12 protein-coding genes are annotated in these 13,825 nt (G+C 71.6%); 2 read left to right on the top strand and 10 right to left on the bottom strand.

Annotation, left to right across the window (positions count from 1 at the left end):
• Positions 1-33 precede the first annotated feature (33 nt).
• Entirely contained in the window at positions 34-351 is a 318-nt protein-coding gene (locus ACLBYG_RS10880; protein WP_026604902.1) for a hypothetical protein, read from the bottom strand.
• A gap of 291 nt (positions 352-642) precedes the next feature.
• On the opposite strand from ACLBYG_RS10880, the gene ACLBYG_RS10875 reads away from it, so the two are divergent.
• The gene (locus ACLBYG_RS10875; protein WP_447681462.1) at positions 643-1,275 is read left to right on the top strand and encodes a 2OG-Fe(II) oxygenase; all 633 of its coding nucleotides are present in this window, start codon (positions 643-645) and stop codon (positions 1,273-1,275) included.
• A gap of 22 nt (positions 1,276-1,297) precedes the next feature.
• Positions 1,298-1,987 carry a peptidase inhibitor family I36 protein gene (locus ACLBYG_RS10870; protein WP_447681461.1) on the top strand — a complete coding sequence of 230 codons (690 nt, stop codon included), beginning with the start codon at positions 1,298-1,300 and terminating at the stop codon, positions 1,985-1,987.
• Positions 1,988-1,996: 9 nt separating this feature from the next.
• Here ACLBYG_RS10870 and lpxB read toward each other — a convergent pair whose 3' ends face one another.
• The 9 genes from lpxB to ACLBYG_RS10825 all read right to left on the bottom strand — a co-directional run bounded on the left by lpxB (position 1,997) and on the right by ACLBYG_RS10825 (position 13,750).
• Complete coding sequence (gene lpxB / locus ACLBYG_RS10865) at positions 1,997-3,175, bottom strand: lipid-A-disaccharide synthase (protein ID WP_447681460.1); 1,179 nt, start codon at positions 3,173-3,175, stop codon at positions 1,997-1,999.
• Entirely contained in the window at positions 3,172-4,044 is an 873-nt protein-coding gene (locus ACLBYG_RS10860; protein ID WP_447681459.1) for an LpxI family protein, read from the bottom strand. Before ACLBYG_RS10860 ends, lpxB begins: the two co-directional genes overlap by 4 nt.
• An 11-nt stretch (positions 4,045-4,055) precedes the next feature.
• A complete protein-coding gene (gene lpxA, locus ACLBYG_RS10855; protein WP_056533043.1) occupies positions 4,056-4,874 on the bottom strand; it encodes an acyl-ACP--UDP-N-acetylglucosamine O-acyltransferase in 819 nt (272 codons plus the stop codon).
• The gene (gene fabZ / locus ACLBYG_RS10850) at positions 4,871-5,347 is read right to left on the bottom strand and encodes a 3-hydroxyacyl-ACP dehydratase FabZ (protein WP_020092987.1); all 477 of its coding nucleotides are present in this window, start codon (positions 5,345-5,347) and stop codon (positions 4,871-4,873) included. Before fabZ ends, lpxA begins: the two co-directional genes overlap by 4 nt.
• A gap of 108 nt (positions 5,348-5,455) precedes the next feature.
• On the bottom strand, positions 5,456-6,514 hold the full coding sequence (gene lpxD / locus ACLBYG_RS10845) for a UDP-3-O-(3-hydroxymyristoyl)glucosamine N-acyltransferase (protein ID WP_020092986.1): 1,059 nt from the start codon (positions 6,512-6,514) through the stop codon (positions 5,456-5,458).
• A gap of 50 nt (positions 6,515-6,564) precedes the next feature.
• Positions 6,565-9,135, bottom strand: coding sequence for an outer membrane protein assembly factor BamA (bamA, locus tag ACLBYG_RS10840; RefSeq protein ID WP_447681458.1), 2,571 nt, complete (start codon positions 9,133-9,135; stop codon positions 6,565-6,567).
• Positions 9,136-9,557: 422 nt separating this feature from the next.
• Positions 9,558-10,712: a M50 family metallopeptidase gene (locus tag ACLBYG_RS10835; RefSeq protein ID WP_020092984.1), complete on the bottom strand. Its 1,155-nt coding sequence runs from the start codon at positions 10,710-10,712 to the stop codon at positions 9,558-9,560.
• A gap of 180 nt (positions 10,713-10,892) precedes the next feature.
• Positions 10,893-12,479 carry a DHA2 family efflux MFS transporter permease subunit gene (locus ACLBYG_RS10830; protein ID WP_447681457.1) on the bottom strand — a complete coding sequence of 529 codons (1,587 nt, stop codon included), beginning with the start codon at positions 12,477-12,479 and terminating at the stop codon, positions 10,893-10,895.
• 8 nt (positions 12,480-12,487) lie between these two features.
• Positions 12,488-13,750, bottom strand: a complete 1,263-nt coding sequence (locus ACLBYG_RS10825; protein WP_447681456.1) for an HlyD family secretion protein — start codon at positions 13,748-13,750, stop codon at positions 12,488-12,490.
• Between the last annotated feature and the right edge of the window lie 75 nt (positions 13,751-13,825).

The following is a 13,825-nucleotide window of genomic DNA, read 5'->3' as shown; positions in this document are numbered from 1 at the left end:
CCGGCGGTGCGGCGATTTACGCGGGCGCCGCGGCTACCAGTTCCACTCCTCGAAGCCGGGCTCGCGGCAATGGTAGCCGATCGGGCATTGCGGGTTGTCGCGCGTCGGGGCGAAGCGCAGCTCGGCGATCTCCGCGCCGCTGCACTGGCCGGGATTGCTGACGAACCGCTCCGGCGCCGCCCCGGCGGCGATGATCACGTCGCCCTCGTTCTTCACCAGGGCCATCGCCTCGGAGCAGGTCATGCGGGCCGTCATCGAGCCGCGCGGCGGCCGCGACTGCGCACGGGCCTCGACCCCGGCCGCGACGGCGGCGAGGTGGGCGAACAGCAGAGCGAGGGCCAACGGCCTCATCGGGCACGAATTCCGGTACGCACCCGGGAAGAAAGCCCGCGGGTCTGGCGCCATCCTGCACAAGCGGGCCGCCCGAGACTGTCACCGGAATGCGCCACCGGGCCGCTTTCGCCGTCGGACCGCCGCAATCGGCGGATTAGGAGATTCCGGGATCGCCGGAAGCAGCTGTAGATTTGTGGTCGTGGACGCCTGCGCGGGCGGCCCCGGCACGACGGCTGGACCGGCCCCCCGGCACGCGTCTCCGGCGCCCCGCGTGCCGGCCGACCGGCGCCGGAGCCAAGGGACCCAGCGATGTCCGCTCTCTCGATCCTCGACATCTCCGCCGTGCGCGCCGCGCCCGTCTCCCGCGAGCCCTACGCCTACACGCTCGGCAGCAACGTCCTGAATCCCGACACGATCGACGACATCCGGCGCGACTTCCCGGACATCGCCAAGCCCGGCTACCTCACGGTCGACGAGGTCACCCTGAAGGGCCGGTTCAAGGCGCTGATCGACGAGCTGGAGAGCGACGCCTTCTCGGAGATCCTCGGCGAGAAGTTCGGCATCGACCTCGTCTCGTGCCCGCGGCTGACGACCATCATGCGCCGCAGCCAGCTGAAATACGGCTCGATCCACACCGACGGCCCGTCGAAGGTGCTGACCCTGCTCGTCTACATGAACGATGCCTGGGACGCCCCCGCGGCCGGCCGCCTGCGGGTGCTGTACGACGGCCGCAACTACGAGCCCTTCGCGGTGGAGGTCCCGCCGACCATGGGCACGATGTTCGCCTTCCTGCGGGCGGACAATTCCTGGCACGGCCACGAGCCCTTCGAGGGCGAGCGGCGCGTGGTGCAGGTGGCGTGGCTCAGGGACGCGTCGGAGCTGGAGCGCAAGCGCAAGCGCAACCGCACGGCGCAGTTCCTGAAGGGCATCTTCGGCCGCTGAGCGGACGAGAGGGGGGCGGACCATGGGGGCGGTCGTTCTGGCGGATCCGGGCGACGGGGCGCGTTCCGGCTCCTGGCGTCGCTTCGCCTTGCCGACCCTCCTCATCCTCGGCTGGGTGGGCCTCTTCGCCTACAGCGCCGCCTACCTCACCGAGGACCTGCCGTTCCGCCCGTCCCCGCCGGAAGCGAGCCCGTCCGCGGCGGGGTCCGCCGCGCCGCGCCCCGCGCGCCGCGTCGTGATGCTCGACGAGCCCGACCCGCTCAGCGCCCCGGCCGAGCCGCCCGGCCAGACCGCCATGGCGGCCTCTCCGGCGCCGGCAGCCCCGCAGAGTGCCGCCGCGCCGCCCGCAACCACGGCGAATGCCCGCCCGGCCCCGGGCGCCGCTCCGGCCGCCGCCGTGCCCGCCGCCGTGCCCGCCGCCGAGTATGTCGGTGTCTGGGGCCCGACGCCCGAGGCCTGCGGGGCGCGCTCGCGCCGCCGCGGCTACATCCCGGCCACGATCACGCAGGACCGCGCCCGCGCGGGCCGCACGCTGTGCCTGTTCCACGACGTGCGGCGGAGCGGCGGCGCCTGGGTCACGGCCGCCGAGTGCAGCGATCGCGGCCGCCACTGGTCGTCGCAGGTCCGCCTGCAGGTCGACGGCGAGCACCTCACCTGGTCGAGCAGCCGCGGGACATCGACCTATATCCGCTGCGGCCGCCGCGCTGGCTGAGCGGCGCCGTCACGCCGCCGGATCCGCGCCCTGCCCCCCGGCCGCGCGCAGGACGATCCGCGCCGCGGCCCGGCTCGGCGTGTCCTCCGCGGCGAGCCGCATCCGCCCGTCGATGCGGCCGAGGGCGGCGAGCTGGACGTCGCGCTCGTGACCGCCGGCCAGGAGCGGCCGCAGGGCGCCGGCGAGGCGCTCCGGGGTGCAGTCGGCCTGGACGAATTCCGGCATCGCGTTCTCGGCGAGGATCAGGTTCGGCAGCACGATGCTCGGGACCTGGATCAGCCGACGGGCGATGAACTCCTCCGCCCGCGAGACCTTGTAGGCGACGACCATCGGGACGCCCGCGAGCGCCAGCTCCAGCGTGACCGTGCCGGAGGCGGCGAGCGCCGCCCGGGCCTCCCGGAAGGCCGCGTATTTCGGCGCCTCGCCGGTGACGATGCGGACCGGCACCGGCCACCCGGCCGACAGCCGCTCGATCAGGGCCCTGTGCCGGGTCACGGCGGGCAGGACCGCCTCGACCGCCAGGCCCTCGGCGACGCGGGCCAGCGCCGCGCCGAAGACCGGCATCAGCCGCTCGATCTCGGACCGCCGGGAGCCCGGCAGGACCACGAGGCTGTAGGGAACGGCCTCGCGCCGCCCCCGCTCGGCCGCGCCGGGCCGCAGCTCCGGGAGGCGCTCGATCAGCGGGTGCCCGACATAGGTGCAGGGCGGGCCGCCGAGCCGCAGATGCGCGTCGGGCTCGAACGGGAGCAGGGCCAGCACGTGGTCGATGAACGGCCGCATGCCCTTCGCCCGCCACGGCCGCCACGCCCAGACGCTCGGGGACACGTAATCGATGATCGGGATGCCGGGGGCCGCCCCTCGCACGCGCCGCGCCACCGCGTGGGTGAAGCCCGGGCTGTCGATGATCACCAGCACGTCGGGCCGCGCGCGGATCGTCGCCTCGACGGTCTCGCGGATGCGGCGGAGCAGGGTCCGGGCCCGGGCGAGGACCGGCAGGTAGCCCATCACCGCCACGTCATCGAGGGGGAACAGGGACGCGAACCCCGCCTCCGCCATGGCCTCGCCGCCGACGCCGCCGAAGACGGTGTCGGGCGCGGCCTCGCGCAGGGCGCGCATCAGCTTGGCGCCGAGCTGGTCGCCGGAATCCTCGCCGGCCACGAGCCAGATCGTGCGGGGCCGGCCGGTCACGGCGCGCCCCCGTACCCGACCACGAACAGGCCGAGGCGGTCGGCCTCCGCGGCCGTCGCCGCCCGGTCGATGACCAGGGTCCCGCCGGCCTCCAGGGCGAGCCCGGCGCAGCCCGCCCGGGCCGCGTTGCGCACGGTGCGGGCGCCGACGGCCGGGAGATCGATGCGGCGGTCCTGGCCGACCTTCGGGGCCTTCACCAGCACGGTCGCGGGCATCGCCCGGCCGAACCCGAAGGGGCGCCGCCCCAGGGCCCGGGCCCGGGCCAGCATGCGGTCCGTGCCCTCCGGCCCCTCCACGGCGAGGATCCGGTCGCCGGCCAGGACGACCGCCTGCCCCAGGTCGTAGGGCGAGAGGGCGTCGAGGACGCCGCGCCCGGTGCGGATCGAGGCGGCCGCCTCCGCGTCCGGGGCCCGGCGCCCGAGGGGGCCGTCCGGGCAGAGCAGGTCCGGCGCGGCCTCGTGGACGCCGACGACCCGGTGGCCCGCCTCCTCGACCAGCGTGACCGCCGCCCGCAGTAGGCGGTCGTCCCCGCCGCCGGCGATCGCCCGCAGGGCCTCGCGGTTGCGCAGGGCGGCGCCCGCGTTGAGGATCGCGGCCGGGCTCGGGCGGGAGACGCCGCCCGCCGGCACCACGGTCGCCGGCCCCCAGAGCCGCAGCAGCTTCAGGGTGGCCGCGAGATCGAGGAGGTCGACCGTGGCGTCGGCGCCCGCGCGCAGGGCCGGTCCGGTGAAGCCGCGCAGCGCGATCACCCGGAAGGGCCGGCGCGCCCGGCGGAGCGACTCGGCGACGAGCTCCGGCAGGCGCCCCGCCCCCGCGATCAGGACCAGGGCCCCCTCTGGGGCGGGGGCGGCGGGATCGGCCTCGGTCACGGCCCGGCCGCTCAGGCGGCGCTGATCGGGGTCGGAACCTCGCGCGGCGTGCAGATCGAGCGCTTGCCGCCGAGGCGGATGAAGTCGAGGATCTCGGCGACCGCCGCGTGGGACTCGAAGGTCGCGGCCACGTCCTCCACCCGCTCCATCAGCGTGCCCTCGGGGGCGAAGAGCAGGCGGTAGGCGCGCCGCAGCGCGTGGATGTCCTCGCGGGCGAAGCCGCGGCGCTGCAGCCCGATGATGTTGAGCCCCGACAGGTAGGCCCGATTGCCGAGCACCATGCCGTAGGGGATGCAGTCGTTCTCCAGGCCCGACAGGCCGCCCACGAAGGCGTGCGCGCCGACCCGCGCGAACTGGATCACGGCGGCGCCGCCGCCCAGGATCGCGTAGTCGCCGACGCTGCAATGGCCCGCCAGCATGACGTTGTTGGAGAAGATCACGTGGGCGCCGACTCGGCAATCGTGGCCGACATGCGAGTTGGCCAGGAAGGTGCAGTGGTCGCCGACCACGGTCTCCAGGCCGCCGCCGCTGGTGCCCGGGTTCATGGTGACGCCCTCGCGGATCAGGCAGTCGGCGCCGATCGTCAGGGTCGAGGCCTCGCCCCGGTATTTCAGGTCCTGCGGCTGGTGGCCGATGGACGCGAAGGGGAAGATCCGGGTGCGGGGGCCGATCGCGGTGCGGCCCGCCAGGACCACGTGGCTGATGAGTTCGCAGTCCGCGCCGAGCACGACCTCGGGCCCGACATGGCAGAAGGGGCCGATCCGCGCCCCGTCGCCGATGCGGGCGCCGGACTCGATCACCGCGCTCGGGTGGATGACGGGGGCGGTCACTCCGTCACCAGCATGGCGCTGATCTCGGCCTCGGCGACCAGCGTGCCGTCGACCCGGGCCTCGCCGCGGAACCACCACATGGTCCGGCGCTGGTTCAGCTTCGTCATGTGGAAGCGCACCTGGTCGCCGGGGGTGACGGGCTTGCGGAACTTGCACTTGTCGATGGTCATGAAGAACACCTGCTTGGTGTTCCGCCCGTCCGCCCGGATGTGGCGGCAGCAGATCGCCCCCGCCGTCTGCGCCATGCCCTCGATCAGGAGCACGCCCGGGAAGACCGGCATGTCGGGGAAGTGGCCCATGAACTGCGGCTCGTTGGCCGTGACGTTCTTGATGCCGACGCAGGATTCGTCCCGGTCGATCTCGACGATGCGGTCGACCATCAGGAACGGGTAGCGGTGCGGCAGCAGCTCCAGCAGCGTCTGGATATCGGCTATGCCCAGCTCGCTGCCGGTCTCGCGCGCCGCCTCACTCATCGAAATCCGCACCTCGACTTGCCGCCATCGGCGGCCCGCAATCCGGCCGCCACCGGGGCGCCGACCGCCCTATTCGGAAGAAATCGCCGGAAGCGCAAGGCCTTCCGGTCAGGCGTCGTCTCCGGCGGGCTCCTTGCCCGAGCGTTCCGCGAGCCGCGCGAGCGTCGTCAGCTCGCGGAACCAAGCCCGCACCGGCTTGGCGGGCGTCCCGCCCCAGCGGCTGCCCGGGGGCACGTCGCGGTTGACGTTGGACGAGCCGGCGATCTGCGCGCCGCGACCGATGCGCAGGTGGCCGACGACGCCGACCTGCCCGCCGAGGACGACGTAATCCTCCAGCGTGGTCGAGCCCGAGATGCCGACCCCCGACACGATGACGCAGTGGCGCCCGATCACGACGTTGTGGGCGATCTGCACGAGGTTGTCGATCTTGGTGCCCTCCCCGATCACCGTGTCGCGCGAGGCGCCCCGGTCGACCGTGGTGTTGGCGCCGATCTCGACGTCGTCCTGCACGATGACCCGCCCGACTTGCGGCACCTTGAGGTGGGTGGCGCCCATGGCGAAGCCGAACCCGTCCTGCCCGAGCCGGGCGCCCGGATGCAGGATCACCCGGTTGCCCAGGAGAGCGTGGCTGAGGGTCGTGCCGGCGCCGATCGCGCAGTCGCGCCCGATCCGGACGCCCGGCCCGATGACGGCGTTCGGCCCGATCACCGTGCCGGCGCCGATCTCGGCTCCCGGCCCGATCACCGCACCGGGATCGACCGTGACCCCGTCCTCGAGCCGGGCCTCGGGATGGACGTGGGCGCCGGAGGCCACGCCGCGGACCGCGAACTGGGAACCGGGACGCAGCGCGTCCGGGTGCAGGCGGCCGAGCAGGGCCGCGTAGGCGCGGTAGGGATCGCGGCTGACGAGGGCGACGGTTCCGGCGGGGCAGCGCGCCGCGAAGCGGGGCGAGATGAGGCACACGCCCGCCCGCGTCGCCGCGAGGGCGTCGCCGTAGCGGGCATTGTCCATGTAGGCGAGGTGGTCCGGACCGGCACTCTCCAGGGAGGCCGCGCCGCTGAACCGGCGATCCGGATCCGCTCCCTCGGGGAGGCCGAGGCCGGCGGCGGCCGCGATCTCGGCCAGGGTGAGGCCGGTGGCGGCGGTGAAGAAGACGGGATCTGTCATGTCCGACAACGCGCCGGCCGGGAGAATCCGGCCGGCGCGCGTGTTTTTTATCAGAAGCGCGAGCCGCCGGAGAAGCGGAAGGCCTGGACCTGATCCGCGCCGATATGGCCGAACTTGCCGAGGATCGGGACGAACACCTTCTGACCCTCGTCCTTGGACAGAGCGTAGGCGTAGTCGAACCGGATCGGGCCGAGCGGCGAGTTCCACAGGATGGACGCGCCGATCGAGGAGCGGATCGCCGCCGTGTCGCGGACGTTCACGCATTCCGGCTCCACGCCGATCGTGAAGGCGTTGAAGTTGCACTTCCCGGTCGTCGGCGAGATGCCGTTGATGAAGGCGTCGCCGTTCACGTTGAAGTTCCGCTGGCCGTGATAGCCGAACAGCGTGCCGGCATCGGCGAAGAGCGCGCCCTTCAGGCCCAGATCCCGCGGAACGAGGGGCAGCGGGAACTGCACTTCGAGGGTGCCGCCGACGTAGGTCGAGCCGCCGATGGCGTTCGAGCGGGCGTCGGCGATGCCGACGTCGCGCGGACCGATGCCGTTCGGCGCGAAGCCGCGGACCAGCGACGGGCCGAGGAAGAACTGGTCGGTCACCCGCAGCGGGTCGTTGTTGAGCGACGAGATGTGGCCGCCCTGGAAGCGGATGAAGCCGACCACGTCCTCGAAGATCTCCTTGTAGTACCGCGCGTCGGCGGTCACGCGGAAGAACTTGGAGTCGCCGCCCAGGCCCGCGACGTCGGGCTTCAGCTCGGCGTAGAGACCGTTGCGGGGCGCGCCGATCACGTCGAGGGTCGAGTAGGCGAGCGTCAGGCCGGCCAGCGAGGTCAGCGTGTTGCCTTGCGAGCCCTTGATGGCGATCGAGGCCTCGCCGTCATACGCGCAGTTCGGGTAGATCGACTGGCCGCCGATGTTGCGGCCGGTGTTCGGGTCGATCGTGCCCGCCGCGTAGGTGGCGGTGTAGCCGGGGATCGGGATCGAGCAGTCGTTGTACGGCCGCTTGAGGGTGTTCGGCACCTTCAGCTCGGTGTTGTACAGCGAGTAGCGCAGCGTGATGCCGAATTCCTCGGTGATCGGCAGGCCGAGGCGCAGCTGACCGCCGTACACCGTGGTCTCGTAGCGCGAGTACCGGGTCAGGTCGGAGTACTTGTAGAAGGCATCGAAGCCCGCCGCGAGGCGGTAGCCGAGGAAGTACGGCTCGGTGAACGAGAAGTCGACGCCGCGCGAATACTGGCCGCCCGTACCGGCGAGGCGGACATACTGGCCGCGGCCGAGGAAGTTCGACTCGGAGACCGAGACCTCGCCGATGATGCCGTCCTGGGTGGAGTAGCCGCCCGCCACCGAGAACGAGCCCGTGGGCTGATCCTCGACGTCGATGTTGATGACCACGCGGTCGGGGGCCGAGCCCGGCTCGTTCGAGAAGCGGACCTTCTTGAAGAAGCCCAGGCCGTTCAGGCGCCGCTCGGCGCGGTCGGTCAGCACGCGGTTGTAGGCATCGCCCTCCGCGATATCGAGCTCGCGGCGGATCACGTAGTCGCGGGTGCGGGTGTTGCCGCGGATGTTGATGCGCTCGACGTAGACGTGCGGGCCGTCCTCGACCACGAAGCCGAGGGAGACCTGGTGGCTCGCCGGGTCGCGCTGGCCGGTCGGGCGGACCTGCGCGAACGGGTAGCCGGCGCGGTTGACCTGGCGGGTGACGTTGTTGAGCGTCTTCTCGACGTCGTCGGCGTTGTAGACGTCGCCCACGGAGGTGGCGATGTCGCTGTCGAGCTTCGCGGTGTCGAGGCCCGGCAGGCGGGAATCCACCTGGACGGCGCCGACCCGGTACTGCTCGCCCTCGCTCACCGTGATGGTGATGACGTAGCCGGACTTGTCGCCCTCGACGTAGCGCGCGTCGGCGCTGACCACCTGGAAGTCGGCGTAGCCGTTCTTCAGGTAGTAGCGGCGGACCTGGTCGAGGTCGTTGGTGATGCGGTCGGGATCGTAGACGTCGGAGGTCTTGATGAACGACAGGAAGTTCATCTCCGAGGAGCTCATCAGCCCCTTCAGCGTCCGCTCCGAGTAGGCGTTGTTGCCGACGAAGTTGATCGAGAGGATGCCGGTCTTGTCGCCCTCGTCGATCTGGTAGATCACGTCGACGCGGCCGTTGGGCAGGTCGACGGTCCGGTAGGTCACCTTGGCGGTGCCGCGGCCGAAGCGCTTGTAGACGTCGCGGATGCGCGCGAGGTCGGCGTTGATGATCGCCTCGCTATAGGGCCCGCGGGACTTGGCCTCGACCACCCCTTCCAGGGTGGCCTTCTCGATCTTCTTGTTGCCCTCGAAGACCACGCGGTTGATCAGGTTGTTCTCGCGGACGGTCACCACCGTGCGGCCGCCCGACTGGGCGACCTTCACGTTGGAGAACATCCCGCTGGCGAGCAGGTTGCGGCGGGCCTCCTCGGCGGAGCCGGACGCCGTCCCGGTCACGTAGGACCGGATCGTGTCGGCATCGACGCGCTGGTTGCCCTGGACGACGATCTGCTGCGCCTGGGCAGCCCCGCTCAGGACGACACCCAGACCGGCAGTGACTAGGACGATGGTTTTCCGCACCGACTTACGTCGGGGCTTCCCCGTCAACGACATCATGCAATCGCCCGTTTCTGTTCTGGTCGCGGGGGTTAGCCCGTCACGGGCGACCGTTGATCGGCCGTCCCGTCACCTGGTCCAAGCGTGGCTTCGGTCCAAGCGTAGCTCTTAGCGGGATTCCCCTGCCAAGCAAACGCGCGGGAGGCCATCGTCAGGGGATTTTGGGGGGTCGTGGCCTTCGCGCCACTTAACGGTGCGGTCAGCTTACGGGCAAACCACGGATCATGGTGAACGCGCCGTAAACGCCTGAGCGACCGGCCCTTTTTCGCGAAGCTCACGGTCGCGTGAAGGTCCCGTTAACCCCGTTTCGACGCGCCGGCGGGACGTCATCCGGGCGGTGTCCGGGCGAGATCGCGGCGGGATTGGGGCAGCGTTTCCGGTGGAGATCCGGCGGCGATCCTCAGATCCCCGCCGGCCCCGGATCAGGTGTTCCGCCAGGAGGCGCCGAGGTTGAGGATGTCGTTCCAGGCGGCGAACAGCATCAGCATCAGCACGAGGGCGAGGCCGATGCGGAAGCCGATCTCCTGGGCCCGCTCGCTCAGCGGGCGGCCGCGCACCACCTCGAAGGCGTAGAACAGCAGGTGGCCGCCATCGAGCAGCGGCACCGGGAACAGGTTGAGCAGGCCGATCGAGACGGAGAGCAGGGCGATCAGCCCGACCAAGCCGCCGACGCCGCCGGTCTTGGCGACCTCGCCGGAGACGCGGGCGATGCCGATCGGACCCGAGAGCTGGTCGGCGGATTCCCGCCCGGTCACGAGCTTGCCGAGATACGAGAAGGTGCGCTCGACGACGAAGTAAGTCTCCTTCACGCCGAGATTGAGCGAGTCGAGCGCCCCGTACTGCACCAGTCGCGCCTCGGAGCCCGCGGGCGAGCGGATGCCGAGCCGGCCGATCCGGTGGCGGCCGAACGGCGTCTTCTCCTCGAAGGTGGCCGGCGTCGCCTGGATGGTGATGGGCTGGTCGTTGCGCTCCACCGTGAAGGTCAGCGGCGTCCCGGCGCTGCCGGTCACCGTGCGGTACATGGCGTTGAAGTCGCCGATCTTCTCGCCGTCGATGGCGGTGATCACGTCGCCGGGCTGGAAGCCCGCCTGGGCGGCGACGCTGTTCGGCTCCACCGACGAGACCCGGGCGGGCAGCTCGTAGCGGCCGCCGAGCCAGATGGCGCCCGCGAAGAGCAGGATCGCCAGGATGAAGTTGGCCACCGGGCCCGCGGCGACGATCGCGGCGCGCTTGGACACGGGCTGGGTCGGGAAGCTGATCGCCCGCTCGTGCGGGCTCATCCGGGCGACGGCCTCGGGATCGGGCATGCTGGCGCCGTTCACGTCGCCGTGGAACTTCACGTAGCCGCCGAGCGGGATCGCGCAGACCTTCCAGCGGGTGCCGCGCCGGTCGTTGAACCCGAACAGCTCGGGACCGAAGCCGAGCGAGAAGGCGTGCACGCCGACCCCGCACCAGCGCCCGACCAGGAAGTGGCCCATCTCGTGCACGAACACCACGACGGTGAGCACGAACAGGAACGGGATCACGGCGCCGAAGAAACCGCCGGCGGTTCCGCCCATCGCGTTGAGGAAGTCCATAAGCCGTATCCTGGCCGTCTCGGCGCCGGCTTCTCGGGCCGGCCATCCGCCCTGTCTAGCAGATCGGCGGTGCCGACCGCCAACGCAATCCTGCGGCCCGGCCGCGGAAGGTCGCACGCGCCGTCCGATTCCGCACCGGCCGATCGCGCGGGGTCGGTCCCGCCCGTCGGGGACCGCCCGTCAGTGGCCGCCGCCCCCGCCCGCGCCGGCCTTCGGCCGCCGGATCATGGGGACCGCGCAGGCCATCGCGAGGAACAGGACGGTGAGGGACAGGAACACGTCCTCGAAGGCCATGACGAGGCCCTGGATCCGCACCGTGTTGGTCATCGCCTTCAGCGCCATGTCGGAGGCGGCGCTGCCGTAGGCGTCGAAGCCGCGCTGCAGCGCGTCGAGCCGCTCCAGCGCGGCCGTGTTCGCCCAGGTGAAGCGCTCGTGCAGACGGGCGAGGTGCAGGTCCCAGCGGTCGTTGAGGATCGTGTTGATCAGCGCGAGCCCGACCGCGCCGCCGAGGTTGCGGGTCAGGTTGAACAGCCCCGAGGCGTTCTTCATCCGCGCCGGCGGCAGCGTGCCCAGCGCGATGTTGTTGATCGGGATCATGCACAGCATCAGCGAGCAGCCGCGCAGGATCTGCGGCAGGAGCAGCTCGTAGAAGTCCCAGTCCTTGGTGAGGCCCGTGACGATCCACGTGCCGCAGGCAAAGCCGACGAAGCCGATCCCCATCATGATCCGGGGATCGACCTTGCCCGAGAGCCGGCCGGCGATCGGCGCGGTGGCGAACATGCACAGGCCGGAGACGAACATCGTCTCGCCGATCATCAGCGCCGAGTAGCCGCGCACCCGGGCGAGGTAGACCGGGTAGATGTAGGTCAGCCCGTAGAGCCCGATGCCCAGCACGAAGCTCGCCACGCAGCCGCTGGCGAAGTTCCGGTCCGAGAAGGCCCTGAGATCGACGATCGGCTGCTTCGCCGTGAAGACCCGCCAGAAGAACAGCAGCGCCGACGTCCCGCAGACGACCGCGCAGGCGAAGACCGCCTCGTCCTGCAGCCAGTCGTGGTTGGGCCCCTCCTCCAGCACGTATTCGAGGCAGCCGAGGAAGCCGGCCATGAAGGCGAGTCCGGCCCAGTCGAACGACCGGATCAGGCCGTAATTGGGCTCGTCGAAATCGACCAGGATCCAGGTCGAGACCGTCACGAAGATGCCCGGCACGACGTTGATCAGGAACAGCCAGTGCCAGGACATCAGGTCGGTCAGGTAGCCGCCCACCGTCGGCCCGATCGTCGGCGCCAGCGTCGCCACGAGGCCGATCATCGGCGAGACGATGGTCCGCTTCGAGGGCGGGAAGATCGTGAAGGCCGCGGCGAAGACGGTCGGGATCATGCCTCCGCCGATGAAGCCCTGGAGCGCCCGCCAGACGATCATCTCGCCGATCGACGAGGAGGTGGCGCACATCAGGCTCATCAGCGTGAAGCCGCCCGCCGAGATGGCGAACATCCAGCGCGTCGAGAGCACCCGCGACAGGGTGCCGGAGAGCGGGATCGAGATGACCTCGGCGATCAGGTAGCTGGTCTGGACCCAGGGGATCTCGTCGCCGGAGGCCGAGAGCCCGGCCTGGATCTCGTTCAGGGAGGCCGAGACGATCTGGATGTCCAGGATCGCCATGAACATGCCGAAGACCATGCAGACGAACGCCACCATGCGGCGGCGGTCGAGGGGCGGCTCGGCGGCGCGGATCGGCGCGCCGGGCGCGAGGGCGGCACTGGCGGCCATCGCCGGTCTCAGCGGCTCGCGGTGCTGACCGGCCGCGGCGCGGAGGCGCGGTCGAGGACGGAGCGGTCCGCGCCGGTGCGGGTATCGACCCGGACCACCGCCGACAGGCCCGGCCGCAGCAGGCCCTCGCGGGCGACCTCCTCGGGCACGCGCACCCGCACGGGCAGGCGCTGGACGATCTTGGTGAAGTTGCCGGTGGCGTTGTCGGGCGGCAGCAGGCTGAACACCGAGCCGGAGGCCGGCGAGAACGATTCCACCACGGCGTGGATCTCGCGGTCCGGATAGGCGTCGACCGTCACGGTCACCGGCTGGCCGGGACGCATGCGCTCGACCTGGGTCTCCTTGAAGTTCGCGTCGATCCGGACGCTCTGGAGCGGGACCAGGGCGGCGATCCGCGTGCCGGGCCCGACATAGGCGCCGGCCTCGACGGCCTTGTTGCCGACCACCCCGTCGAAGGGCGCGCGGATCGCCGTGAAGTCGAGGTCGCGCCGGGCCCGGTCGACGGCGGTGCGGAGTTCCGCCGCGAGGCTCTCCGCCTCGCGCTTCTGTGCCTGGAGGACGTCGACGTTGGCGCGGGCCGCGAGGAGGCCGGCCTCCATGGCCTTGACGGACGCCTCGGTGCGGTCGCGGTCGGCGCGGGTCTGGTCGATGCGCGACTTGGCGACGTAATCCGCCTGCATCTGCGTCGACCGGGCGAAGTCGGCCTGGGCGCGGACGGCGTCGGCGCGGGTCGCGTCGAGCTGCGCGGCAGCCTGGGCGACCTGGGCCTGCGCCGCCTCGGCCTGCCGGCCGATCCGCGCGATCGTGCTCTCCTGGGTGGCGAGCTTGTCCTGCGCCGCCTGCAGCGCGAGGCGGTAGTCGCCGTCGTCGAGCTTGGCGATGACGTCGCCCTTCTTCACGGCGAGGCCGTTCACGACCGGCACCGACTGGAGATAGCCCGGGATCTTGGCCGCCAGGACCGAGATGTCGGCCTGGACGTAGGCGTCGTCGGTCGAGACAAAGAACCGCCCGACGGTCCACCACTGCCATCCCTGATACGCGCCGCCGCCCAGGGCGGCCGTCAGTAGTCCGAGCAGGACGAGCCGCTTCACGGAGCGCTTGCGGGCGGGCGGCGCCTCGACCGGCACGGGTGTCGGCAGGGACGTTGCGGCGGGGGCCGGCGCGGCCGGCGCCGTGCGCTCGGCGCGCGCCTCGTCCCCGGCCTCGATTCGGGCCTCAATAGCGGCATCGAGACCGGAATTCGGCCGATCGGCGTCCTCGCGGAGGGACATATCAGCGCCTCGACATCAATGACCGAACCGTTCGGTCAATAACGAGGCACGGCTTGACGCGCCCCCGAAGAAGCC

The organism is Methylobacterium sp. D53M, from assembly GCF_053345625.1.
The sequence above is the reverse complement of the archived record's forward strand: the minus strand, read 5'-3'. Positions and strand labels throughout refer to the sequence as shown.

What these genes read in the sequence shown, in the direction of transcription:
- ACLBYG_RS10880 (WP_026604902.1), bottom strand. Translation starts at nt 351, where the DNA reads ATGAGGCCGTTGGCCCTCGCTCTGCTGTTCGCCCACCTCGCCGCCGTC.
- ACLBYG_RS10875 (WP_447681462.1), top strand. Translation starts at nt 643, where the DNA reads ATGTCCGCTCTCTCGATCCTCGACATCTCCGCCGTGCGCGCCGCGCCC.
- ACLBYG_RS10870 (WP_447681461.1), top strand. Translation starts at nt 1,298, where the DNA reads ATGGGGGCGGTCGTTCTGGCGGATCCGGGCGACGGGGCGCGTTCCGGC.
- fabZ (WP_020092987.1), bottom strand. Translation starts at nt 5,347, where the DNA reads ATGAGTGAGGCGGCGCGCGAGACCGGCAGCGAGCTGGGCATAGCCGAT.
- lpxD (WP_020092986.1), bottom strand. Translation starts at nt 6,514, where the DNA reads ATGACAGATCCCGTCTTCTTCACCGCCGCCACCGGCCTCACCCTGGCC.
- bamA (WP_447681458.1), bottom strand. Translation starts at nt 9,135, where the DNA reads ATGATGTCGTTGACGGGGAAGCCCCGACGTAAGTCGGTGCGGAAAACC.
- ACLBYG_RS10835 (WP_020092984.1), bottom strand. Translation starts at nt 10,712, where the DNA reads ATGGACTTCCTCAACGCGATGGGCGGAACCGCCGGCGGTTTCTTCGGC.
- ACLBYG_RS10830 (WP_447681457.1), bottom strand. Translation starts at nt 12,479, where the DNA reads ATGGCCGCCAGTGCCGCCCTCGCGCCCGGCGCGCCGATCCGCGCCGCC.
- ACLBYG_RS10825 (WP_447681456.1), bottom strand. Translation starts at nt 13,750, where the DNA reads ATGTCCCTCCGCGAGGACGCCGATCGGCCGAATTCCGGTCTCGATGCC.